Source organism: Vannielia sp. SX4, from assembly GCF_052828525.1.
On sequence record NZ_CM128247.1, the window covers coordinates 2375848 to 2397401 of the forward strand.

At 66.0% G+C, this 21554-nt stretch carries 26 protein-coding genes; 16 read left to right on the forward strand and 10 right to left on the reverse strand.

Annotation, left to right across the window (positions count from 1 at the left end; genetic code table 11):
* Positions 1–41: 41 nt before the first annotated feature.
* Positions 42–833, forward strand: a complete 792-nt coding sequence (locus ACUXVX_RS11720; protein ID WP_446308450.1) for a GNAT family N-acetyltransferase — start codon at positions 42–44, stop codon at positions 831–833.
* Positions 830–1708, forward strand: coding sequence for a lysophospholipid acyltransferase family protein (locus tag ACUXVX_RS11725; RefSeq protein WP_446308451.1), 879 nt, complete (start codon positions 830–832; stop codon positions 1706–1708). The genes ACUXVX_RS11720 and ACUXVX_RS11725 overlap by 4 nt, the downstream gene beginning before the upstream one ends.
* A 99-nt stretch (positions 1709–1807) precedes the next feature.
* On the opposite strand, the gene ACUXVX_RS11730 is transcribed toward ACUXVX_RS11725, so the two are convergent.
* The 3 genes from ACUXVX_RS11730 to ACUXVX_RS11740 all read right to left on the reverse strand — a co-directional run bounded on the left by ACUXVX_RS11730 (position 1808) and on the right by ACUXVX_RS11740 (position 3621).
* The gene (locus tag ACUXVX_RS11730; protein WP_446308452.1) at positions 1808–2260 is read right to left on the reverse strand and encodes a DUF2267 domain-containing protein; all 453 of its coding nucleotides are present in this window, start codon (positions 2258–2260) and stop codon (positions 1808–1810) included.
* A gap of 352 nt (positions 2261–2612) precedes the next feature.
* Complete coding sequence (locus ACUXVX_RS11735; RefSeq protein WP_222492863.1) at positions 2613–3233, reverse strand: thiamine phosphate synthase; 621 nt, start codon at positions 3231–3233, stop codon at positions 2613–2615.
* A gap of 55 nt (positions 3234–3288) precedes the next feature.
* A complete protein-coding gene (locus ACUXVX_RS11740) occupies positions 3289–3621 on the reverse strand; it encodes a TfoX/Sxy family protein (protein WP_446308453.1) in 333 nt (110 codons plus the stop codon).
* 99 nt (positions 3622–3720) lie between these two features.
* On the opposite strand from ACUXVX_RS11740, the gene ACUXVX_RS11745 reads away from it, so the two are divergent.
* From ACUXVX_RS11745 to ACUXVX_RS11755, 3 genes are all read left to right on the forward strand, one after another.
* Positions 3721–4431, forward strand: a complete 711-nt coding sequence (locus ACUXVX_RS11745) for an RNA methyltransferase (protein WP_261385174.1) — start codon at positions 3721–3723, stop codon at positions 4429–4431.
* A gap of 64 nt (positions 4432–4495) precedes the next feature.
* Positions 4496–5647, forward strand: coding sequence for a heme A synthase (gene ctaA / locus ACUXVX_RS11750; protein ID WP_446308454.1), 1152 nt, complete (start codon positions 4496–4498; stop codon positions 5645–5647).
* A gap of 3 nt (positions 5648–5650) precedes the next feature.
* Positions 5651–7120 carry a carboxypeptidase M32 gene (locus tag ACUXVX_RS11755; RefSeq protein WP_446308455.1) on the forward strand — a complete coding sequence of 490 codons (1470 nt, stop codon included), beginning with the start codon at positions 5651–5653 and terminating at the stop codon, positions 7118–7120.
* Between the two features lie 293 nt (positions 7121–7413).
* Here the strand turns inward: ACUXVX_RS11755 and ACUXVX_RS11760 are convergent, their stop codons facing one another.
* Positions 7414–8205: an enoyl-CoA hydratase gene (locus tag ACUXVX_RS11760; RefSeq protein ID WP_446308456.1), complete on the reverse strand. Its 792-nt coding sequence runs from the start codon at positions 8203–8205 to the stop codon at positions 7414–7416.
* A 65-nt stretch (positions 8206–8270) separates the two neighbouring features.
* Between ACUXVX_RS11760 and ACUXVX_RS11765 the strand changes: the two genes are divergently transcribed.
* The 3 genes from ACUXVX_RS11765 (at position 8271) to rpsI (ending at position 9803) form a co-directional block, all read left to right on the forward strand.
* Complete coding sequence (locus tag ACUXVX_RS11765; RefSeq protein WP_446308457.1) at positions 8271–8705, forward strand: PaaI family thioesterase; 435 nt, start codon at positions 8271–8273, stop codon at positions 8703–8705.
* A gap of 147 nt (positions 8706–8852) precedes the next feature.
* The gene (gene rplM, locus ACUXVX_RS11770) at positions 8853–9311 is read left to right on the forward strand and encodes a 50S ribosomal protein L13 (RefSeq protein ID WP_222469383.1); all 459 of its coding nucleotides are present in this window, start codon (positions 8853–8855) and stop codon (positions 9309–9311) included.
* Between the two features lie 3 nt (positions 9312–9314).
* A complete protein-coding gene (rpsI, locus tag ACUXVX_RS11775) occupies positions 9315–9803 on the forward strand; it encodes a 30S ribosomal protein S9 (protein ID WP_222469382.1) in 489 nt (162 codons plus the stop codon).
* A gap of 73 nt (positions 9804–9876) precedes the next feature.
* Here the strand turns inward: rpsI and ACUXVX_RS11780 are convergent, their stop codons facing one another.
* Both ACUXVX_RS11780 and ACUXVX_RS11785 read right to left on the reverse strand, forming a co-directional pair.
* Positions 9877–10464, reverse strand: coding sequence for a hypothetical protein (locus tag ACUXVX_RS11780; protein ID WP_446308458.1), 588 nt, complete (start codon positions 10462–10464; stop codon positions 9877–9879).
* A gap of 44 nt (positions 10465–10508) precedes the next feature.
* Entirely contained in the window at positions 10509–11105 is a 597-nt protein-coding gene (locus ACUXVX_RS11785; RefSeq protein WP_222469380.1) for a HupE/UreJ family protein, read from the reverse strand.
* A gap of 300 nt (positions 11106–11405) precedes the next feature.
* On the opposite strand from ACUXVX_RS11785, the gene ACUXVX_RS11790 reads away from it, so the two are divergent.
* From ACUXVX_RS11790 to ACUXVX_RS11800, 3 genes are read left to right on the forward strand one after another with little or no spacing between them, the layout of a single operon-like run.
* A complete protein-coding gene (locus tag ACUXVX_RS11790; RefSeq protein WP_222492881.1) occupies positions 11406–12296 on the forward strand; it encodes an ABC transporter permease in 891 nt (296 codons plus the stop codon).
* Positions 12293–13120 (forward strand): ABC transporter permease, encoded by an 828-nt coding sequence (locus ACUXVX_RS11795; RefSeq protein ID WP_446308459.1) that lies wholly within the window; start codon positions 12293–12295, stop codon positions 13118–13120. Before ACUXVX_RS11790 ends, ACUXVX_RS11795 begins: the two co-directional genes overlap by 4 nt.
* A 2-nt stretch (positions 13121–13122) precedes the next feature.
* Positions 13123–14211, forward strand: coding sequence for an ABC transporter ATP-binding protein (locus ACUXVX_RS11800; protein ID WP_222469377.1), 1089 nt, complete (start codon positions 13123–13125; stop codon positions 14209–14211).
* A gap of 15 nt (positions 14212–14226) precedes the next feature.
* Here ACUXVX_RS11800 and ACUXVX_RS11805 read toward each other — a convergent pair whose 3' ends face one another.
* Together ACUXVX_RS11805 and ACUXVX_RS11810 are read right to left on the reverse strand one after the other, a co-directional pair.
* Positions 14227–15162 (reverse strand): site-specific tyrosine recombinase XerD, encoded by a 936-nt coding sequence (locus tag ACUXVX_RS11805; protein ID WP_446308460.1) that lies wholly within the window; start codon positions 15160–15162, stop codon positions 14227–14229.
* A gap of 6 nt (positions 15163–15168) precedes the next feature.
* Positions 15169–16671, reverse strand: coding sequence for a hypothetical protein (locus ACUXVX_RS11810; RefSeq protein ID WP_446308461.1), 1503 nt, complete (start codon positions 16669–16671; stop codon positions 15169–15171).
* A gap of 348 nt (positions 16672–17019) precedes the next feature.
* On the opposite strand from ACUXVX_RS11810, the gene ACUXVX_RS11815 reads away from it, so the two are divergent.
* Both ACUXVX_RS11815 and aroB read left to right on the forward strand, forming a co-directional pair.
* A complete protein-coding gene (locus ACUXVX_RS11815; RefSeq protein ID WP_446311532.1) occupies positions 17020–17526 on the forward strand; it encodes a shikimate kinase in 507 nt (168 codons plus the stop codon).
* An 18-nt stretch (positions 17527–17544) separates the two neighbouring features.
* Entirely contained in the window at positions 17545–18651 is a 1107-nt protein-coding gene (gene aroB, locus ACUXVX_RS11820) for a 3-dehydroquinate synthase (protein WP_446308462.1), read from the forward strand.
* Here aroB and ACUXVX_RS11825 read toward each other — a convergent pair.
* Together ACUXVX_RS11825 and ssb are read right to left on the reverse strand one after the other, a co-directional pair.
* The gene (locus ACUXVX_RS11825; RefSeq protein ID WP_446308463.1) at positions 18648–19418 is read right to left on the reverse strand and encodes a hypothetical protein; all 771 of its coding nucleotides are present in this window, start codon (positions 19416–19418) and stop codon (positions 18648–18650) included. The genes aroB and ACUXVX_RS11825 overlap by 4 nt on opposite strands.
* Before the next feature lie 9 nt (positions 19419–19427).
* Positions 19428–19946: a single-stranded DNA-binding protein gene (gene ssb, locus ACUXVX_RS11830; protein ID WP_222492897.1), complete on the reverse strand. Its 519-nt coding sequence runs from the start codon at positions 19944–19946 to the stop codon at positions 19428–19430.
* Positions 19947–20170: 224 nt separating this feature from the next.
* Between ssb and ACUXVX_RS11835 the strand changes: the two genes are divergently transcribed.
* From ACUXVX_RS11835 to ACUXVX_RS11845, 3 genes are all read left to right on the forward strand, one after another.
* A complete protein-coding gene (locus ACUXVX_RS11835) occupies positions 20171–20719 on the forward strand; it encodes a lytic transglycosylase domain-containing protein (RefSeq protein ID WP_261384568.1) in 549 nt (182 codons plus the stop codon).
* A gap of 10 nt (positions 20720–20729) precedes the next feature.
* On the forward strand, positions 20730–21176 hold the full coding sequence (locus ACUXVX_RS11840) for a hypothetical protein (RefSeq protein WP_446308464.1): 447 nt from the start codon (positions 20730–20732) through the stop codon (positions 21174–21176).
* A gap of 168 nt (positions 21177–21344) precedes the next feature.
* Positions 21345–21542 carry a YdeI/OmpD-associated family protein gene (locus tag ACUXVX_RS11845; RefSeq protein WP_446308465.1) on the forward strand — a complete coding sequence of 66 codons (198 nt, stop codon included), beginning with the start codon at positions 21345–21347 and terminating at the stop codon, positions 21540–21542.
* The last annotated feature ends 12 nt before the right edge of the window (positions 21543–21554 follow it).

Here is a 21554-nt window from a genome sequence, read left to right on the forward strand (position 1 = left end):
ACCCGGCGCAGGGGCCGGGGGCCAGGGTTGAGGCGGTCAGGATGAGCGGCGACGCACCAGAATTCGAGCTGCGGCTGGCCGCATCGGCCGCCGATCTCGCCGCGGCCCAGCGGCTCCGCTACGAGGTCTTCGTCGAGGAACTCGGCGGCGATGGCGAGATGGTCGACCACTCCGCCCGCCGCGAGGCCGATGCCTTCGACCCCCATTGCGACCACCTCCTGCTGATCGACCGTGCCCGCAGCGCCGATCTCGCCCCCGATGGCGGCGGCGCGGTGGTGGGCGTCTACCGCCTGTTGCCTGGCGACCGTCTGGCCCAGACCGGGCGGTTCTATACCGAAGGCGAGTATGATCTCACCCCGCTCAAAACCTCCGGCCGCAAGCTGCTGGAGCTGGGCCGCTCCTGCCTCGCGCCCGCCTATCGCGGCGGCATCGGCATGTATCACCTCTGGGGCGCGCTCTGGGATTATGTCGAGGCCCGCGGGATCGAGGTGCTCTTCGGCACCGCCTCCTTCCACGGCACCGACACCGCCGCGCTGGCCGCGCCGCTCTCGATGCTGCACCACAACCACCTCGCCCCCGAGGCCCTGCGCCCCGCCGTGCTGCCGCCCCACGGCACCGCGATGGATCTCATGCCCGAAGCCGCGCTCAACCGCGCCGAGGCCATGCGCGCCGTGCCTGCGCTTATCAAGGCCTACCTGCGGCTCGGCGGCTGGGTCGGGCAGGGGGCCTGGGTCGACCACGCCTTCAACACCACCGATGTCTGCCTCGTGCTTGACGCCACGCAGGTCAGCCCGCGTCAGGTCGCGATCTATCGCAAGGGCCGCAGCGGGTGACGCGCTTTTCAGGCCGAGACGCCAGCAGCGCGCCCGCCGCCACCCCGCTCTGGCACGGCGCCTCCGAGCTGCCCCCGCCGCGCCTCGGCGCCCTCGGCTGGGCGCGGGTGATCCTGCGCGGCGCGCCCCTCGGCATCATCACCTTCGGCTGCCTCGCCCTCCTGCTGCTCGTCCGTCTCATCGAGCGCCCGCTCTGCGGCCACCACCGCCCCGTCACCCCCTTCATCACCCAGTTCGTGTGCAAATCCGCCTTCCTCTGTCTCGGGATGAAGCACCGCACCCTCGGCACGCCGATGGCCCACCGCGGCGCCATTGTCGCCAATCACGCCAGCTGGCTCGACATCTACGCGCTGAACGCCCCGCAGCGGATCTACTACGTCGCCAAGGCCGAGGTCGCCGGCTGGCCCGGCATCGGCTGGCTGGCGCGGGCCACCGGCACCGTCTTCATCCGCCGCGACCGGCGCGAGGCGAAGGCCCAGCAGGAGATCTTCGAGGAGCGCCTGCGGATGAACCACCGCCTGCTCTTCTTCCCCGAAGGCACCAGCACCGACGGCCTCCGCGTCCTGCCCTTCAAGCCCACGCTGTTCCAGGCCTTCCATGCCCACGACATGCCCGACATCCTCCACATCCAGCCGGTCACCGTGGCCTACCACGCCCCGGAGGGAGAGGATGCCCGCTTCTACGGCTGGTGGGGCGAGATGGATTTCGGCACCGGCCTCCTCCGCGTGCTCGGCGCCCGGCGGCAAGGCGTGGTGGAGATCGTCTTCCACGAACCGATCCCGGTCGCCGGGGCAGGGGGCCGCAAGGCGCTAGCGGCGGCGTGCGAAGAGGCGGTGCGAGAGGGGTTGGAGGCTCGGCTGGCCGCCACCAACTGAGCGCAACGTCGAGATGCTCGCGCGTGCCGCGGCTTCGACCTTCAAACGGTAACTTCAGGGTCCGCTTCGAGCCCAAACCTTCCGAATGGTGCAAATCCGCTAAATGATCCGTTGCTCCAGCTCGGCAGGATCGGCAACGTCGACATGCCAGAAGGCGCGCGCTTCAGCTGGGAGTTTGGCCAAAACGCGCTCGAAGTCTCTTCCGTTGGTGCAGCGCCGAACCGCCCATGCCGTCGCCTCAATCGCATTGTCCGGCGTTAGGTTGTGGTTCACCCGCACCTGCTTGACTTCCGAGAGTAGCGTCTCTCGGTCGCCAAACGCCGCGCGAGGCTCCGTAACATCCCAATTTTGAAGAAAAATCGCGCGAAGCACGCTGGGCAAGATACTTGCGAAGTTCAAACCCTCCTGAGCAGTCAGACGACGCCGGAACACCTGAAAGACCGCATCGACCGCCGTGTAAGCCATGTTGTCTGACTCGAGAGACATGCGCTCTTTCACGTCATCAAGGAAAGCGCGCCATTCTTTGGAGGCGTGCCGATATGTCCACGGCATTGGCATGGGTCGCTAGTTCCTTTGCCGGCATCGTCGCCGACACGTTTACCTAACTCCCCGGTATTTGTCGAAGAAACCAACGACAGCTTTGTCCACAGAGCGCCCAATCGCAAGCCAAGCGTTCTGTTGAGCCGATACTACAACGGGCGGCCCGGTAACGCGCCCCGAAACTCTGGCAACCCCGGCCGCTCGGCCCGTTAACCTCTGCCGATTGTGCGAAAATCGCGTATGTATGGATTGTGCATCAGTTGTGCATCACTTCTGCATCGCCGGTTTTCAGGGTTAACGCCAAAATCGCCCCAAAAAACCGCGTCATGTGCGCAAGTGCACAGATATTCGAAGCCAACCCCGCTCAGGCCCCCGCCATCAGGCTCCGCAGCGCCGCCGCCGGGTCATCCTCGGCCCAGATCTCCGGGCCGATCCCGAAGAAATCGGTCATTCCGGCCAGCGCCGTGATGCGTCCCGCCGAAAGCCCGCCTTCGGCCACAACCGGCACTTCGATCATCTGGCTCCACCACTCGAAGAGCCCGTCTTCGGCCACCGTGCCATCGCCCAGCCCGGTCGCGGCGACCGGCCCGAAGCTCACGTAATCCGCGCCCGCTTCCCCGGCGCTCATCCCGTCATGCCGCGAGGCACCGCAATAGGCGCCCACGATTGCATCCTCGCCCAGCGCCTTGCGCGCTGCCCGCACACTGCGCGCGCCGTCGGTCAGGTGAACCCCGTCCAGCCCCAACCGCTCCACCATGTTCAGATGACGCTCAATCACCAGCGCCACGTCGCGGGCATGGGCCACCTCGCGCAGGCTGTCGGCGGTGCGGGCCACCTCATCCTCGTCGTTCGAGGCGAGCGCCAGCCGGAGGCAGGCCACCTCCACGGCATCGAGAACTGCAGCCAACCGGTTGGGAAAGCTGGAGAGTTCCACCGCTTGCGGGGTGATGAGGTAGATCTGGGGCGCCTCTTGCGGCTCGGCCATTTTCGGCTCCATTGTCGCGGGTTTCCGGCCCTATACCGGGGTTTTGCGGGCTTGGCTACTTCGGCGGAAGCGCCTGCACATAGGCCAGCGCCAGCGCCATCAGCCGTGCGCGGGTGTCATCGTCGCCCATCGCCGCGTCATCGGCGCGGATAAACCCGCCCATCCGCCGCCCGCCCATCTCCATCACCCGCGTGCCGGGCAGGGCCAGCGCCTCTTCTTCCGCCTCCTTGCCGACCCGAAACATCGTATCCGACCAGCCCGAAGCGCCGCAAAGCATGTTGCCCTTCAGCAGAAAGCACAGCCCCCCGAACATGCGCTTTTCCTCCACGCCGGGCAGGCCCTCCAGCCCCTCGCGCAGCTGCTCCGCGATCCCCTCGTCATAGGCCATTGCACCGGCTCCTTCGTGAAATCTCCGGCTAACTTGTGCCAGATGCACAGGTATCGTATCACCCGCGCCATTCCGCAGGGCAAGCAAGGTGCTGACAACATGGATCCCGTCTTCGTACTTGTGCGCCCGCAGATGGGCGAGAACATCGGCGCGGCGGCCCGTGCGATGTGGAATTTCGGCCTCGACCGGATGCGCATCGTCTCCCCCCGCGACGGCTGGCCCAACCCCCGCGCGGCGGCGCTGGCGAGCGGGGCAGGGCGCCTGCTCGACAACGCCAAGATCTGCGACAGCGTCGCCGAGGCGGTGGCCGATTGCCGCACCATCTACGCCACCACGGCCCGTCCACGCGGCCTGACCAAGCCGGTGCTGACCCCCGAAGAGGCGATGGCCGATGCCCGCCGCCGCTCCGCTGCAGGCCAGCGCGTGGCGGTGCTCTTCGGCCCCGAGCGCTCGGGGCTGGAAAACGAGGATGTCGCCCGCGCCAGCTCGATCATCACCGTGCCGGTGAACCCCGAGTTCTTCTCGCTCAACCTCGGCCAGGCCGTGCTCTTGATGGCCTATGAGTATGGTCGCCACGACCTGCCCCGCGGCGAGGAGGCCCCGGCCGAACCCGCCTCCGGGGTCGAGATCGAAAAGCTCGGCGACCACTGGGAGGAGCGGCTGGAGGAGGCCGGGTTCTTCTTCCCCGAGGAGAAGGCCGCCGGGATGAAACTGGTGCTCCGCAACATGTGGCCCCGCCTCATGCTCACCCGCTCCGATGTGCAAATGCTCCACGGCGCGCTCAAGCAGCTCCTGCGCGGCAAGTCTTGAGACCCGTCGCTGGCCGCGCTACCTGAATGCGCGAACAGCCAGACGAGCGAGCACAGGGACGACAATGGCCGGAAAACGCAGCATCTTCGAAGAGGTCGGTGAGGGCGAGGCCCCCCGCAGCGCCCCCCGCCAAACCGGGCTGATCGACAAGGGCAGCCGCTCCGGCGCCCGCCTGACCATCCGCAGCTGGCTGGTGCTGCTTTTCGCGCTTGTGGTGGTGATGATCCTCGTCGGCGGCCTCACCCGGCTCACCGACAGCGGCCTTTCGATCACCGAGTGGAATGTGGTCAAGGGCGCGATCCCGCCGCTGAACGAGGCCGACTGGCAGCTTGCCTTCGACAAGTACAAGACGATCCCCGAGTACGAGTTGCAGAACAAGGGCATGTCGCTGGCCGAGTTCAAAACGATCTACTGGTGGGAGTGGGGCCACCGCCAGCTTGGTCGCCTGATCGGCCTCGTCTGGGCCGTCGGCTACCTCTATTTCCTGCTGCGCGGGCAAATCCCCACCGGCTGGAAAACCCGCCTGCTGATCCCCGGCGTCCTGGGCGGCATCCAGGGCTCCATCGGCTGGTGGATGGTCCACTCCGGCCTCTCCGGCGAGATGACCGATGTCGCCTCCTACCGCCTCGCCACCCACCTCGGCCTCGCCTTCGCGATCCTCGGGCTGCTGGCGTGGTATATCCTGCTGCTGTCCCGCCCCGAGCGCGAGATCATGCAGGCCCGCCGTGCCCGCGAGCGCCGTATCTTCGGCCTCGGCACCGGTCTGATGCATTTCGCCTTCCTGCAAATCCTCATCGGTGCGCTGGTGGCGGGCATCGACGCGGGCCGCAACTATATCGACTGGCCGCTGATGGCGGGCGGCTTCACGCCCCCCGGCATGTGGGAGATCACCCCGCTCTGGCGCAACTTCTTCGAGAATGACGGTACCGTGCAGTTCATCCACCGCATGGTGGCCTATGCGCTCTTTGCCTTCGGCCTCTTCGCATGGGTCCGCTCGCGCCGCTCCGCCTATGCCGCCACCCGCCGCGCCTTCGACTGGGCAATGGTGCTGCTCTTCGGGCAGGTGGTGCTGGGCATCGTTACGGTGATGCACTCCGCCCCGTGGCACATCGCCATCACCCATCAGGCGCTCGGCGTGGCGCTCTGGGTCGTAATCATCCGCGCTCGCTTCCTCGCGGGCTACCCCAAGGCCGGAACCCTCCGGGAAGGACTTTAAACCATGACCGCATTCGATGACCTGATGGCCCACAACCGCGAGACCGAGGCCCTCGGCCAGGTCATGGGCCGCCTTGGCTGGGATCAGGAAACCATGATGCCGCGCGGCTCCGCCGAACAGCGCGGTGATGAGATGGCCGCGCTCTCTGGCGTGCTCCACGCGCGCCGGATGGATCCGCGCATCGGCGACTGGCTCAGCACCGCGCAGGCCCCGGATGCCGCCGGGGACGCCGCGCTGCGCCTCATCCGCCGCAGCTTCGAGCGCACCACAAAGGTGCCCGCCAAGCTCGCCGCCCAGCTCGCCAAAACCACCTCCATCGCCCAAGGCAAATGGGCCGAGTCCCGAAAGGCGCAGGATGTGGCCGCCTTCGTGCCGGTGCTGGACGAGGTGCTGAAACTCAAGCGCGAGGAGGCCGCCGCGCTGGCCTCCGGCGGCGATCTCTACGATGCCCTGCTGGATGATTACGAGCCCGGCGCAAAGGCGGCGGACCTCGAAGCCATGTTCGGCGCCCTCCGCCCCCGCCTCGTGGCCCTGCGCGAGGCCGTACTCGGCTCCGAGCACCAACCCGCCGAGCTGACCGGCAGCTACCCCGAGGCCACCCAGATCGCGCTTTCCCGCAAGCTGGCCGAGGCCTTCGGCTATGATTTCTCCCGCGGCCGGATCGACAAGGCCGTGCATCCCTTCAGCTCCGGCTCCGGCAACGATGTGCGCATCACCACCCGCGTGGCAGAGGATGACCCGTTCAACTGCTTCTACTCCACCATCCACGAGGTCGGGCACGCCTGCTACGAGCAGAACATCTTGCAAGACTACCTGCTGACCCCGATGGGGCAGGGGGTCTCGATGGGGGTGCATGAGAGCCAGAGCCGCATCTACGAAAACCAGATGGGAAGGGGCCGCGCCTTCACCGGCTGGCTGCACAGCCAGATGGAAGAGGCCTTCGGCCCGCTCGCAACGGATGCCGATGCCTTCTATGCCACGGTGAACAAGGTGAAGCCTGGCTACATCCGCACCGAGGCCGACGAGGTGCAATACAACCTCCACGTCCTCCTGCGCTTCGACCTCGAGCGCGATCTCGTGGCGGGCCAGCTCGAGGCGGCGGACCTTGAAGAGGCGTGGAACGCCCGCTTCGAGCGCGACTTCGGCTACCCGGTCGACAAACCCTCCAACGGCTGCCTGCAGGATGTCCACTGGTCGGTCGGCCTCTTCGGCTACTTCCCGACCTACAGCCTCGGCAACGTCTATGCCGGTTGCCTGATGAAGGCGCTGCGCGAGGCCGTGCCGGGCATTGATGCCGCGCTGGCCTCGGGCGATGCCACCCCGGCCACCGCATGGCTCAAGGCGAACCTCCAGCAGCACGGCGGGCTACGCACCCCGCGCGACACCATCCAGCACGCCTGCGGCTTCGCGCCCTCCGAGGCCCCGCTGCTGGACTACCTCGAAGAGAAGTTCGGGGCGATCTACAAGCTCTGACCGGGGCGGTGCGCCATGAATGCGCGCCCTACGGTCGAGCAATGCCCCGCACGGAATCAAGCCGCAGGCGCCGTGCAGCGCCGTCCCGTCCCCGGGGGCGGCGCTTCGTCCAAGTCAGCGCTTACCCCTGACGTGAGATGACCACCCAACCATAAAGTGCCACGAGCCGCCGTTGCGAGCGCCACCCCACGGGACGGCGCTGCCCGGCTTGCTTAAGACAGGGGAGTCTGCTGGCGAGTCGGGACACGTCCAGCCCGCCCGCTTAAACGCTTCGTAAACCCTTTACGCCATCCTCACCCCTGCCAATCCGGCGGGCGCTTCTCGATGAAAGCGGTGATCCCTTCGTCGGTGTCGCGCCAGAGCATGTTCTCGACCATCACCTCCGCCGCATGGGCATAGGCCTCGGCTGTCGTCAGAGGAAGCTGATCATAAAACGCCCGCTTGCCGATCTTCACCGCCGCGCCGAGCTTGCTGGCCACCACATCGGCCAGCGCGCGGGTTTCGGCCTCCAGCGCCGCCTCGGGCACCACCCGGTTGACCAGCCCCACCTCGCGGGCGCGGCCTGCTTCGATGAATTCGCCCGTGGTGAGCATCTCGAAGGCCACCTTGGGCGCCACGTTGCGCGAAAGCGCGACCATCGGGGTCGAGCAGAAAAGGCCGATGTTCACCCCGTTCACCCCGAACCGCGTGCCTTCGGCGGCCACCGCCATGTCGCAGCTCGCGACCAGCTGGCAGCCCGCCGCGGTGGCGATGCCATGCACCTGCGCGATCACCGGCTGGGGCAGGGTTTGCAACCCCATCATCACCGCCGAGCAGCGGGCGAAGAGATCCTCGAAATATCCGCGCCCCTTGTCCTCGGCCTGCCGTCCGGCCTGCATCTCCTTCAGGTCATGCCCGGCGCAAAACACCTTGCCCGCACCGCGCAGGATCACCACGCGCACCGTGCTGTCGCCCTCCAGCGCCGCGATCTCGCCCGCCAGCGCGGCGAGCAACTCGTCAGAGAGCGCATTCAGCGCGCCGGGCCGGTTCAGCGTGAGTTCCGCAACGTTACCACGGTCCACCCGGGTCAGCACAGGGTCAGTCATCTTGCCATTCCTCCCAATGGCAGAAACTCTGGGCCGCAGGGATACGGAGTGCAAGAGGAGGGGGCATGTTCGATCAGGTGGTGATGGACAAGAGCGCGCTGGAGCGGTTCATCGAAACCAAGTTCAGCCAGGTGCAGGGCGATTTCTCGGTGGAGGAGATCACGCCAGATGGCGTGCTGGTGCGGCTGCTGACGCAAGACAAGCACCTGCGCCCCGGCGGCACGGTCTCGGGGCCGTCGATGTTCGGGCTGGTGGACGTGGGGATGTATTTCGCCGTGCTCTCCCGCATCGGCCCGGTCGCCCTGACCGTGACCACGAACTGTTCGATCGACTTCATGCGCAAACCCGAAGCCGGGCGCGACCTGATCTGCACGGCCCGGCTGCTGAAACTGGGCCGCACTCTGGCGGTGGGGGAGTGCCACCTGCGCTCCGAGGGCCGCGAAGAGGTGGTCGCACGGGCCAGCCTGACCTACGCGATCCCGCCAAAACGCCCCGAATGATGGGGTAAAATAATACCGTTATCGCAAGTCATTGAAATCACGCAATTAATCCAAAGCAATGCCTCTTGACTGGCCGCGCCAGATGCTTAGAACGGCGCAATCGAATGCCAAGGGCGCCCCGGCGGTGCCCACCAAGAGGAACGAGAGATGAAAACCTTCACTGCCACCCCGGCAGACATCGACAAGAAGTGGATCCTGATCGACGCCGAGGGCGTGGTTCTGGGCCGCCTCGCCTCGATCGTCGCCATGCGCCTTCGCGGCAAGCACAAAGCCACTTTCACCCCGTCGCAGGACATGGGTGACAACGTGATCATCATCAACGCCGACAAGGTGCAGCTCACCGGCGCCAAGCGTGACAAGCCGAACTACTGGCACACTGGCTACCCGGGCGGCATCAAGTCCCGCACCACCGGCCAGATCCTCGAGGGTGCCCACCCCGAGCGCGTTGTCATGCAGGCCGTCAAGCGGATGCTGCCCGGCAACAAGCTGAGCCGCCAGCAGATGACCAACCTGCGCGTCTATGCAGGCGCCGAGCACCCCCACGAGGCCCAGAGCCCCGAGGTGCTGGACGTCAAATCCATGAACAAAAAGAACACGAGGGTCTGATAGATGGCCGACCAAGTGAATTCGCTCGAAGAGCTGGGCACCGTCGCCGAAGGCGCTGCCCCCGTGACCGAAGAAGTCATCAACCGTGAACCCCAGCGCGACGAGCTGGGCCGTGCCTATGCCACCGGCAAGCGGAAGGACGCGGTCGCCCGTGTCTGGATCAAGCCCGGCTCCGGCAAGGTCATCGTCAACGGCAAGGACCAGGACAAGTACTTTGCCCGTCCCGTGCTGCAACTCATCCTCCGCCAGCCCTTCCAGGTTGCTGGTGTGGAAGGCGAGTTCGACGTGCACGCCACCGTCAAAGGCGGCGGTCTGACCGGTCAGGCTGGCGCGGTGAAGCACGGCATCTCCAAGGCCCTGCAGCTCTACGAACCCTCGCTCCGTGGCGCCCTCAAGGCCGCCGGCTTCCTCACCCGCGACAGCCGCGTGGTCGAGCGGAAGAAGTACGGTAAGCCGAAGGCCCGCAAGAGCTTCCAGTTCTCCAAGCGTTAAGCTCCGGAGCACAAGATTTGTGGAAGGCCCGCCGCTCCGGTGGGCCTTTTGCTATTGTGGTGGTGGGGGCCGGTCAGACCGGCGGGCGCAACTCGAAGGCCAAGGCGAGCAGCAGCATCGCCGCGCACCACGAGGCGCCGGTGCGCCAGGCGATGTCCAGCCACTTGGCCTCGCCCCAACGGTCAAAGCTCATCCGCACAAGGGCAGTCGTGGCCACGGCGATGAGCAGCGTCGCAAAGCAGATACCGACGTAGATCGAGACCGGCAGCGAGCCAAACGGATGTTCATCGAGCGCCCCAAGCATCACCGCAATGCCCGCTACGAACCCTGCCGCCGTGCCGAGCGCCCGCTGTGGCGCCAGCCCTGAGGCGGCGAGCAGGGCCACGCAGAGCCCGGCCACATGCGGGGCCACGCCAGCCAAAGCGGGTTGAAACGTCGAAAGCGCAATCCCGACGGCAATACCGGGCAGAAAGCCAAGAAACACCGGCCGCGCCCCCAGCCGGTACCAAAGCCCGGTCAGAATGCCCAGCGCGATGAGGCACACAAGGGCAGGGGGCCATGACAGCGGCACAGAGGCCCCCTCCACAAAGCTGGCGTATTGGTCGGCCCCGGCGGTGAACTCATGCGCCGCGGCCCGCGTGGCCAGCAGAGCCGCAGCCATGCAGGCCGCCGCGCGGGCGGCGCGCCGTCCAAAGGGTGTCACGCTCAGGCCAGACCGGCCAGAAACAGCCCGCCCACGGCGGCAATCACAACACCCGCGGCCCGCACCACCATCCGCCCGGCGGCATGGCCGGTGAACAGGCCCAGCCCGATGCCGATGGCATGGAGCAGCCCGGTACCCACCACGAAGCCCACGCCATAGGCCAGCGGGTTGGCGGCCTCCGGTAGTTCGGTCCCGTGTGCATGGCCGTGGAAGATGGCAAAGGCTCCCACGATCACCGCCGCCACCCAAAGCGGCGCCTTCACGAAGAACGCCACCAAAAGGCCGAGCACCACACCCGAAAGGGCGATGCCGGTCTCAATCGCCGGGATCGGGATGCCCATCACCCCCAGCGCCCCGCCAAAGGCCATCACGAGCGGAAAGACCACCGGCAGCACCCACATGGCGGGTGCGCCAAGCACCGCGCCCCAAAGGCCCACGGCGACCATCGCCACCACGTGGTCCCACCCGAGGATCGGGTGCAGAAAGCCCGAGAGCAATCCGCCCGCAAGCCCCTCGCCGGTATGCGCCAGCGCCGGGCCCGCCAGCACCGCGAGTGCGGCGGTCAGGAACAGGGTCGAAGTGGTGAATTTGCTCTGCATCGGTCAGCCCCCATGGTGTGTTTCCCTCATTGGTATAGAGTTCTGCCCATCCCACAAGCCCTGCAATCACAGGCCCGGCAAAGGGGCAACCGGGCTGGCCGGAGCGCCCCGATGTGTCAGTCTCTTGACAGGGCTGCAATCCTGACCTATATCTAATGACGATCTCCTGGGGCGTGTTTCATTGGAAGCACGCCCCATTTGATTCCGCCTTCCTTCCGTCAAACCCCGCTTTTGCCGCGCTGCCGCAAATCACCCCTTGAGCGTGACTGTGTTTCGCATAACCTCCCCAGAACCAAAGCAATGTCGGGGGACAGGCGATTGAGCGCAGGCCAGGGGCTGAGCGAAGCGAAAAAGGGGTTGCTGCTGGCCGCGCCGCCGGGGCTCTACGCCATCCTGCTTCTGGCCGTCCCTCTGGGCGCGGTGCTCCTGCTGTCGTTCTGGAGCCAGGACTTTCTGACTCTGGACCGCACATTCACCCTCAAGAACTACCGCGAGGCCTTCTCCGAACCGCTCTACATGCTGCTTCTGGGCCGCTCGCTTCTGATCTCCGGCGCGGTCACCCTCGTCACCGTGTTGCTCGCCTTCCCGATCGCCTATTTCGTCTCATTCCACGTGCGGCCCGAGCGCAAATCGCTCTGGATCTTCCTCATCACCATCCCGTTCTGGACCAGCTACCTGATCCGCGTGTTCCTGTGGAAGGTGATCCTCGGCTACAACGGCGTGCTCAACACCGCACTGCTCGGCGTGGGCTTCATCGACGAGCCGCTGACCTTCATCCTCTACAACGCCAACGCCGTGGTGATCACGCTGGCCCACGCCTTCGCCCCCTTCGCGATCCTGCCCATCTTCGTCGCGCTCGAAAAGATCGACCGCTCGCTGCTTGAGGCCTCGCGTGACCTCGGAGAGGGCACCGTGCGCACCTTCACCCGTGTCACCCTCCCGCTGGCCATGCCCGGCGTGGTGGCGGCGATCCTGATCGTCTTCATCCCCACCATCGGAGACTATGTGACCCCCGATCTGGTGGGCGGGCCAAACGGGCTGATGATCGCCAACATGATCCAAACCCAGTTCCTCAAGCTCAACAACGCGCCGATGGGCGCCGCGCTGGCGGTCATCGCGATGGTCTCCGTCTCGGTCATCTCTCTGCTCATCGTGCTGGTCACGATGCGCTGGAGCCGGAGGGGCGCATGAGCGGCTGGCTGTCAAAACGGGGCGGGTGGCTGGGCGTCTATGCCGTCGTCTACCTCGTGTTCCTCTACGCGCCGATCTTCCTGCTGCCGACCTTCGCCTTCAACGACAGCACGGTTATCGCCTTTCCGTTGCAGGGCTTCACCACCGAATGGTTCTCGGGCCTGTCCGGCGTGCCAGCGCTGACCGGTGCGGTCAAAACCTCGCTGCTCATCGCCGTCACCTCGGCGCTGCTGGCCACCACGCTCGGCCTCTGTGCCGCGCGGGCAGGCGTGCGCTACCGCTTCCCCGGAAAGGGGCCGATTATGGGGCTGATCATGGTGCCGCTGGTGCTGCCAGAGATCATCGTCGGCGTCTCGCTACTGGTGGTGATCGTATCGATCCTCGGCCTGCCGCTCTCCAGCTGGACGGTGATCCTCGGCCATACGCTGATCTGCACGCCCTTCGCCGTAGCCATCCTCAACGCCTCTTACCAGTCACTCGATACCTCGCTGGAAGAGGCTGCCATCGACCTTGGCGAAACCCCGGCCAGCACCTTCCGGCTCATCACCCTGCCGCTGATCATGCCGGGCATCATCGCCTCGCTGCTGATCTCCTTCACCATCTCGCTCGACGAGTTCATTATCGCCTTCTTCCTCACCGGCGCGGAGCCGACGCTGCCGGTCTACATCTGGTCGCAGCTCCGCTTTCCGCAGAAGCTGCCCATCGTCATGGCGCTCGGCACCATCCTCGTGGCCGCCTCGATCGTGATGCTCACCCTCGCCGAAATCATGCGCCGCCGAGGCCTCAAGAAGGCCGGCAAGAAAGACACCGGAGGCTTCCTCTGACCATGAAACCACTCATCACCCTCTCCGGCCTGCACAAGAGCTTCGGCGATGTCGAGGTGCTCAAGGGCATCGAGGCCGAGATCGGGGAGGGAGAGTTCTTCTCGCTTCTCGGGCCGTCCGGTTGCGGCAAGACAACGCTGCTGCGGATCATCGCCGGTTTCGAGACCCCCACGAGCGGCGTGCTCAGCATCGACGGGCGCGACATGAGCACGGTGCCCGCCAACAAGCGGCCCACCAACATGGTGTTCCAGTCCTACGCCGTGTTTCCGCATCTGTCGGTGGCGCAAAACGTGGGCTTCGGCCTGCGCCGGTCGGAGCTGTCGAAGGCCGAGAAAGCCAAGAAGATCGAAGAAGCGCTCGGCATGGTCGGCCTCGCCGGGCTTGGTGGGCGGGCAGCCCATGCGCTCTCGGGCGGGCAACGCCAGCGGGTCGCCCTGGCCCGCGCGCTGATCCTCGAACCCAAGGTGCTGCTGCTCGACGAGCCGCTCTCGGCGCTCGACAAAAAGCTGCGCGAGCAGATGCAAAGCGAACTGCGGCGCCTGCAACGGCAGGTTGGCATCACCTTCATCCTCGTCACTCACGATCAGGAAGAAGCGCTCATCATGTCCGACCGGATCGCGGTGATGTTCGATGGCCAGATCGCCCAGCTTGCCCCGCCGCAGGAGCTGTATCGCCGCCCGGTTAGCCGCCGGGTGGGGGACTTCATCGGCGTGATGAACTTCCTGCCCGCCGAGGCGCGGCTGGAAGAGGGGCGCGATATTGCAGTGGAGATCGCCGGTCTGGGCCGCACCGTGCTGGAGCAGGAGCAATGCCCTGCAGGCTTCGTCAACGGTCGCGGCGCGGTCGGCGTGCGCCCCGAGAGCCTTTCGGTGCTGTTCGATGGCGAGCAAGCGCGCGGTGAGGTGGCAGAGGGCGAGGTGGCCGAGGTGATCTACTATGGCGACATGACCTATTACGAGATCGCGTTGCCCGGCGCACCCGAGCGGCTGACCGTCTCGATGAAGAACCGGGCAGGGCGCCCCGTGTTGGAGCGCGGCGCGGCGGCCCGGTTGGAGTGGGATGCCTCTTCGCTGATCTACTTCCCGTCGTAGCGCAAATTCTTCAGCTTACCCGTCTTTCGCCAGCGGGTGATGTTCCAGCACCAGCGCCTTCAGCCGTTCTTCCAACACATGGGTATAAATCTCGGTCGTCGAGATATCGGCGTGGCCCAGCAGCACCTGAATCGAGCGCAGATCGGCCCCTCCGGCCAGCAGGTGGGTGGCAAAGGCGTGGCGCAGCCGGTGCGGGGTCACGCGCGAGGGCATGACCCCGGCGACCACCGCGATCTCCTTGATCAGCGCGTAAAACCGGTGGCGGGTCAGGTGGCCCTCCTTGGAGCCGGAGGGAAAGAGAAACCGCGAGGGCGGCGTGCCCCGTTCGGCCTTGGCCTGCTCCTGCGCCGCATCCAGCAGCTTCAGCCAGTCGGCCAGCGCCTGACGTGCCGGGGGCGAGAGCGGCACCATCCGCTCCTTGCCGCCCTTGCCCTTGACCAGCAGCATCCGCGGATCGCCACGTGCGGCCTGCACCGGCAGCGAGACCAGCTCAGACACCCGCATCCCGGTGGCATAGAGCAGCTGCATGAGGCAGGCGTTGCGCATCCGGTCGTCGCCCCGCCCGGTCTCTGGCGCGGCCTCCAGCAGGCGCTCCACCTCTTCGGGTGAGAGCGTCTTGGGCAGCGCCTTGGAGCGGCCCGGCCCCTTGATTTGCAGGGCCGGGTTGTCGCCCCGTAGCCCTTCCTCGAAGGCAAACCGGTAGAGCTGCTTGATCGCCGAGAGCCTGCGCGCGCGGGTGGATTTGGCCAGCCCTTGCGCCTCGCAATCCACCAGATAGGCCTCGATCGTCGCCCTGTCTGCCGCCTCGATCTGCACTGTCTTGCGGTCGAGAAACTCCGCAAAATCAGTCAGATCGCGGGCGTACGCCAGTTGCGTGTTGCGCGCGGCATCCAGTTCGGCGGCCTGGGTGGCGATGAAGGCGCTGATCCACCGTTCCGCCGTGCCGGGCATCGCGCCTCAGCCCCGGCGGTCCAGCAGCATAAGCTGGAGCGCATAGCGCCGCGCCACATCTTCGAGCCGGACGGAACGCAGGAAGGCGATGGCATTGGTCACATCGTCAAGGTCGCCCTCGGCGCCGTTTTCCAGCACATCCATTGATAGCAGGATCGCCTCGCCAATCCGGCCTTCCCCGGCAGGGCGGGCGAGGCTCTCTGGCACCTCGGTGGTGGTAAAACCCTCGGTGATCGCTTCGGCTAGGCTGTCGGGCGCGGCCGCATCCTCTGGCAGCCCTCGGGCGAGGGCGGCGAGGAAGGTATCCATCGTGCCGGTCGGAGCTGTCTCGGTCAGCGCGAGGCGCTCGTAAGCCTCCGTCAGCAGGCCGATGCGCCAGGCCAGCACGGCGCTTTCGCCGCTCATGGCAGCCTTTTCCAGCCGTGGGCCGAAGAGGTTGGCGAAGGCCAGTTCCAAATGAGCGGCTTCGGCCTGCGCCCAAGCCGTGGGCAGGTGGCGCGCCACGGCGTCGCCATTGCCTTCTTCAAGTGCGAAATCAAGCCGTTGCATCACGTCAACGCGGTCCCACACGCCGCCGGAGGCCGCCGGTTTCTGCTCTGACCAGATCTCCATGAGCTGCTCGGGCAGCAGGCTGCCCACACGGGCCAAACGCTCTGCCGCGCCGATCCGGGCCTTCCAGCCCGCGGTGTCGCGCAGGTCGGCATGGGCGAAGGCCAGCGGCAAGCGCGTGGTCGGCACCGGCTCGCCGATGGCCTCCAACATCCGGTAAACCAGCGGCGAGGGGCGCTCCGGTGCGGGCAGCGGCTCGGCGCCATCGGCCAGTTCCGGGTCGAGGAAGCGGGCCAGAAGGGCATCTTCCTCGTCGGAAAGGTGGCCCAGCGCCTTGGCGGTATCGAGGGTGAGCGCGGCTGTCTGCCATTCACCGGTGCGGGCAAGGCAGAAGATGCGGGTGCTGTAGCTGGGCGAGATACCCGGCGTGGCGCGCAACTGCTGGCAACCGGCATCCTCGTGGCCCTGAAGCAGCGCCACGTCGAAGCTGCGCTGAAAGATCGCCGGCGCCTTGGAGCCGGTGCGCTTGAGCATCTCGGCGGCCTCATCCACCGCCCCGCGGGCCAGAAGCGCGTCGATCCGGGCCTGAAACAGCAGCCCTTCCGGGCCGGCACCGATGGGTGGGTCCAGCTCGGTGAGCAGCAAAAGGCGGATCAGATCCTGCTGGGCCGGCATCGGCTCCACCGGCAGCTCGGCAATGAGGCGGCGCAACCGGTCCAGCTCGGAACTGCCCCAGATATTGCCGGGAAACCCGGCCTCGCGTCGTCCGATCAGCCCGATTCCATCGGGCGAAGGGGCGCCGAGCGGTGTGACGGTCACGGTTTCGATCCCGGCGGAACTGGCCACCGGCGGCTCGTTCGAGGGCGCAACGGCCACAACCGGCGTGGCGAGGCTGTCAGAGAGCCAGTCGATGGAGGAAATGGGGGCCTCTTGCGCCCAAAGCGCCGTGCCAAGGCTCATCGCCCCGGCTGCTCCCAACCCCAACGCCTGCGCAATTCTCATCGTCAATCCACGTCGAGCTCCACCGGCTCGCGCACCTCTTCCATCTCGGGGCTGAGATCGCCCAGATAGGCAAACCCTACCAGCCCGATGAACCCGAGCACCAGTAATACCACGATCAGTTTGAGTATTCGGAGCATATGCCCTGCCGTCCTGCCCTTGTTTTTGTGCCTCATTCCCCCGGCTGGCGAGATTATATATGGCAATCCGCGCGAGTTCACGCCATTGAGGGCGACAAAATTTTTTGACCGGCAGGAAGGTGCCAAGAGGTTGGCGGAACGGCTGAAAAAGACAGTCGCCCTCGTGGGGATGATGGGGTCGGGCAAGACGGCCGTGGGAACGGCGCTGGCAAAGCGCCTTGGCGTGCCGTTTCTCGACAGTGATGCCGCCATCGTTCAAGCCGCCAACATGAGTATTGCCGAGATCTTCGAGCGCGATGGTGAGGCCTTCTTTCGGGCGCGCGAGTCGGAGGTGCTCTCGCGGCTTCTGGTGGGGCAGGTGGGGATCCTGTCGACGGGGGGCGGGGCCTATCTTTCGGCCGCGAACCGCGAGCTGATTCACACCAAAGGGGTGGCGCTCTGGCTAAAGGCCGATACTGACCTTCTGTGGAACCGGGTGAGGCACAAGACGACCCGCCCGCTGCTGCGCACCGCCGATCCGCGCGCCACGCTGGAGGAACTAGTCGCCAAGCGCGAGCCATCCTATGCGCTGGCCGAGTTGACTGCGCAGGCGCGGCCAGAATACTCCATCGCCGAAATGGTGGAAGAGGTAGTGAAGGTGCTGGCCACACGTGAAGACGTGCTTTCAAGAGATTGAAACGATAGGGGTATTTCCATGATCGAGATCGTGCCTGTTGCCCTTCCGGGCCGTGAGTATGACGTGCGGATCGGCGAAGGGCTGATCGCCCGCGCGGGCACCGAGATCAGCCCCTTGCTGGCCCGGAAACGGGTGGCCGTGGTGACCGATGCCCATGTGGCTGCGGCGCATTTGGAGGCGCTGGAAGCGGGCCTGCGGGCGGAGGGAATCGAACCGGTTTCGCTGGTGCTGCCCGCTGGAGAGGCGACCAAGAGCTGGGAGCAGCTCGGCCGCACGGTGGAATGGCTCATCGCGCAAAAGGTCGAGCGGCGCGATGTGGTTGTGGCCTTGGGCGGTGGGGTTATCGGCGATCTGGCGGGCTTTGCTGCGGCCGTGCTTCGCCGGGGCGTACGCTTTGTGCAGGTGCCTACCTCGTTGCTTGCGCAGGTCGACAGTTCGGTCGGTGGCAAGACCGGCATAAACTCGCCCCTCGGCAAGAACCTCGTCGGCGCCTTCCACCAACCGAGCCTCGTGCTGGCCGACATTCTGGCGCTGGAGAGCCTGACCGAGCGCGACTTTCTCGCAGGCTATGGCGAAGTGCAGAAATACGGGCTGCTCGGCGACGCGCAATTCTTTGAATGGCTTGAGAAAAACGGCCCCGCGCTGGCCTCGGGCGACCGTGACGCGCGGGCCTATGCAGTGCGGCGCTCGGTGGAGATGAAGGCCGAGATCGTGCTGCGGGACGAGACCGAGCAAGGCGACCGCGCGCTTTTGAACCTTGGCCACACCTTCTGCCACGCGCTGGAGGCCGCCACGGGCTACTCCGACCGGCTGCTGCATGGTGAAGGCGTGGCAATCGGCTGCGCGCTGGCCTTCGAGCTCTCGGCCCGGCTTGGCCTTTGTGCGCAGGAGGCGCCGAGCCGCGTGCGGGCGCATCTGGCCGAGATGGGGATGAAGAAGGATCTCAGTGATATTCCGGGCGAACTGCCGGGCGCCGAGGCGCTGCTGGAGCTGATGGGGCAGGACAAGAAGGTGGTGGACGGAAAGCTGCGGTTCATTCTCGCCCGCGGGATCGGTGAAGCCTTCGTGACCTCTGATGTGCCGCATGATGCGGTGCTGGGCGTGTTGGAAGACGCTCTCGCTTAAAGGGGCGCGCGCTGCGGACTTTCGCCAGGCAGGCCGGCTTGCGACCGACCTCTGCTGTGCAGTGCCACGCGCGTGCCAGCGTCCACCAGCGCCGCCAGCCAGCGGGCCCAGAGCGCTGCTCCGAGAATGATGAAGAGATAGACTGGCGCGCCAAGTGAGGCCTTGCTGCTGATTGCGAAGAGCAGGGTGCTGAGGCCGTAGTGAAGCGCCAAGATGGGTACGCCGCCCGCGACGAGCGCGAAGACGCGTGGTGCGAAGGCAGGGGCGGAGTGATCAGGCAAGAGCTTCGCAAGGCCCACGGCCTGCAGCAAGACCAGAGCGCTCCAGGCGACGGATAGGTAGATCACCTCACGCGCCGCGGGGCCGATGATAGCTTGCCGAGGAGGCGGAATGGCATCCGGCTCGGGGATAAACTCCCAGCCGCCCGCCGCGAACTCGGTTACGAGGTAAATGATCGTGATGAACAGGTAGCAGCCCAACGGCACGGCCCAAAGCCAGAAGGCCGCGCGCCAGAAAAGCCCGTGTGGCGGGGCAGGGGCGCCGCGCCGGGCGATCATGTGGCGCAGTGTTGCGGTAACGGCCCAAGGCGCCGCTGAGAGCAGAACCGCGAGCAGGAAGAGGGCGACAGTTGCTGTGCCCATGAAGATGAGCGGCACGATCGAGATCACGGCGAGTGCCGCCCATAACGCCCAAACGCGCCATGGGCGGTGACAGCCTTTCAGAAAACGCAGGAGTGCGGCGGCGGTCAGTGTGAGCGCCCCGCGCATGTGCTTGGCTTAGAACGGAATTTCGTCGTCGATGTCGCCGCCAGCAGGGGCGTTTCCGCCGCCGTAGCCGCCACCCGAGCTGCCGCCGCGGTCGTCATAGCCGCCACGGTCATCGTAGCCGCCACCGGAGGAGGAGCCGCCGCCGTAGCCGCCGCCACCACCGCCGCCGCCTTCGCCGCGGCCGTCGAGCATGGTCAGCGTACCGTCATAACCCTGCAGGACGACCTCGGTCGAATAGCGGTCCTGGCCGTTCTGGTCCTGCCATTTGCGGGTTTGCAGCTTGCCCTCGATGTAGACCTTGGAGCCCTTGCGCAGGTACTGCTCGGCGATGCGCACGAGCCCTTCCTGAAAGATCGCCACCGAGTGCCACTCGGTCCGCTCGCGGCGCTCGCCTGTGTTGCGGTCTTTCCATTGTTCGGATGTGGCGATGCGCAGGTTGCACACCTTTCCGCCGTTCTGAAACGTGCGGGTTTCGGGATCGCGGCCGAGATTGCCGATCAGGATCACCTTGTTCACGGAACCGGCCATGCCCGGACCTCCCCATATATTGTGGCTCGAATCTTTCGGTGACGCTACACCACCTGAACATGGTTAAAAACCGGTTTACGGCGCCTGACGCAACTGTGCGGAATTGCGGGGTGGCCCCGAGAGCGATTTTGGCTAGAATGCGGGCTGCAAGGGGGCCGAACGGCCCGGAAGGAACGGGGCCGAGGGGCATGAAACGAGCAGTTGCGGCGGTTGTCTGCCTTTGCATGGCAACGCCATTGATGGCTGAGAGCTTTTCGTCGAAGTCACGCAAGAAGCTTTTCCTGAACCAGACCAAGCTGCTCGACAGCCGGGCCGCCAGCCAATACGCGGCCTCGGTGCGGTTGCAGCCGCCGACGGTGAACACGCCGTCCAAGTATGATGGCACCGGCCCGCGCTTCAACGGCTCCTACAAAGGGGTCTACCTGCCGATGGCGAAAGCTGCGGCCTCCAAGCACGGCGTGCCAGAAGACCTGTTCTTGCGGCTGGTCCAGCAGGAGAGCGGCTGGAAGCCCAAGGCCAAGAGCCACAAAGGGGCTATCGGCCTTGCGCAGCTCATGCCCTTCACGGCTGCCAAGATGGGGGTGGACCCGCATGACCCCAAGCAGAACCTAGAAGGCGGCGCCAAGTATCTGCGGCTTATGTACGACCGCTACAAGAGCTGGCGCCTTGCTCTTGCGGCCTACAATGCCGGCCCCGGCGCGGTAGACAAATACGGCGGCGTGCCGCCCTACCGCGAGACCAAGAATTACGTGAAGGTCATCTGGGGCTCCTGAGCCGCTTCCCATGCGCAAGCTATTCGTTCCTCTGATCGTCGCGGTGATCCTGATCGGGATCGGCAGTGTGGCATGGCAGGGTTACCGATGGGTAACCGGAGTGGCCGAGACTTTCACCGAGATGGACGACCCGGTGTTCGCCATGCATGCGGCGATGGCTGAGAACGAGGATGAGAAGGCCTATGCCTTCCTCGCACCGGAGCTTCAGGAGCGCGTGTCGATTGCCGAGTTCGAGCGCGAGTTCCGCGCCCAGCAGATCTGGGGCGACGCGGGCAGCTTCAGCTTCAGTGGCCGCTCAATCAACAACAGCAAGGCGCGCATCCGGGGCAGCTATACCCGCTCCGATGACACCGTGTTGCCGGTGTTTGTGGAACTGGAGAAGCTTGGCGACGAGTGGAAGATAACCCGCTTCCATTTCGGCGCGCCGCCGCCGGGGCAGGAAGAGTGGGAGATCTGACCGCGCAGCTGGTCAGACGATTTTCCTGAATGATTTCAGTTTAAACGGCGGCTTTTGGCCGAGTCGGACCACCCGGATAGGTTGATTTCTGCCGCGGGTGTTCGGCCGATCTGGCAGGGGCCGCGATGGCGGACTAGATGCAGGGTAGACCCGTGAAAGGTTTGACCCGTGACCAGCACTCCGTTCCCCCGCAACATGCCCGCTGATGTGCGGGCCGAACTTGCCAAACACGGCCTTCTGGCCCGCTATGGCGCTGCCCCGGCGGAGCGGCGGATGAGCTACCTCGCCCGGATCGAGGCCGCCCGGCAAGGCCCGGCGCGGGCGGCGCGGATCGAGCAGATGATCGAGGCTCTCAAGCGGGGTTAGGCTGACTTTACA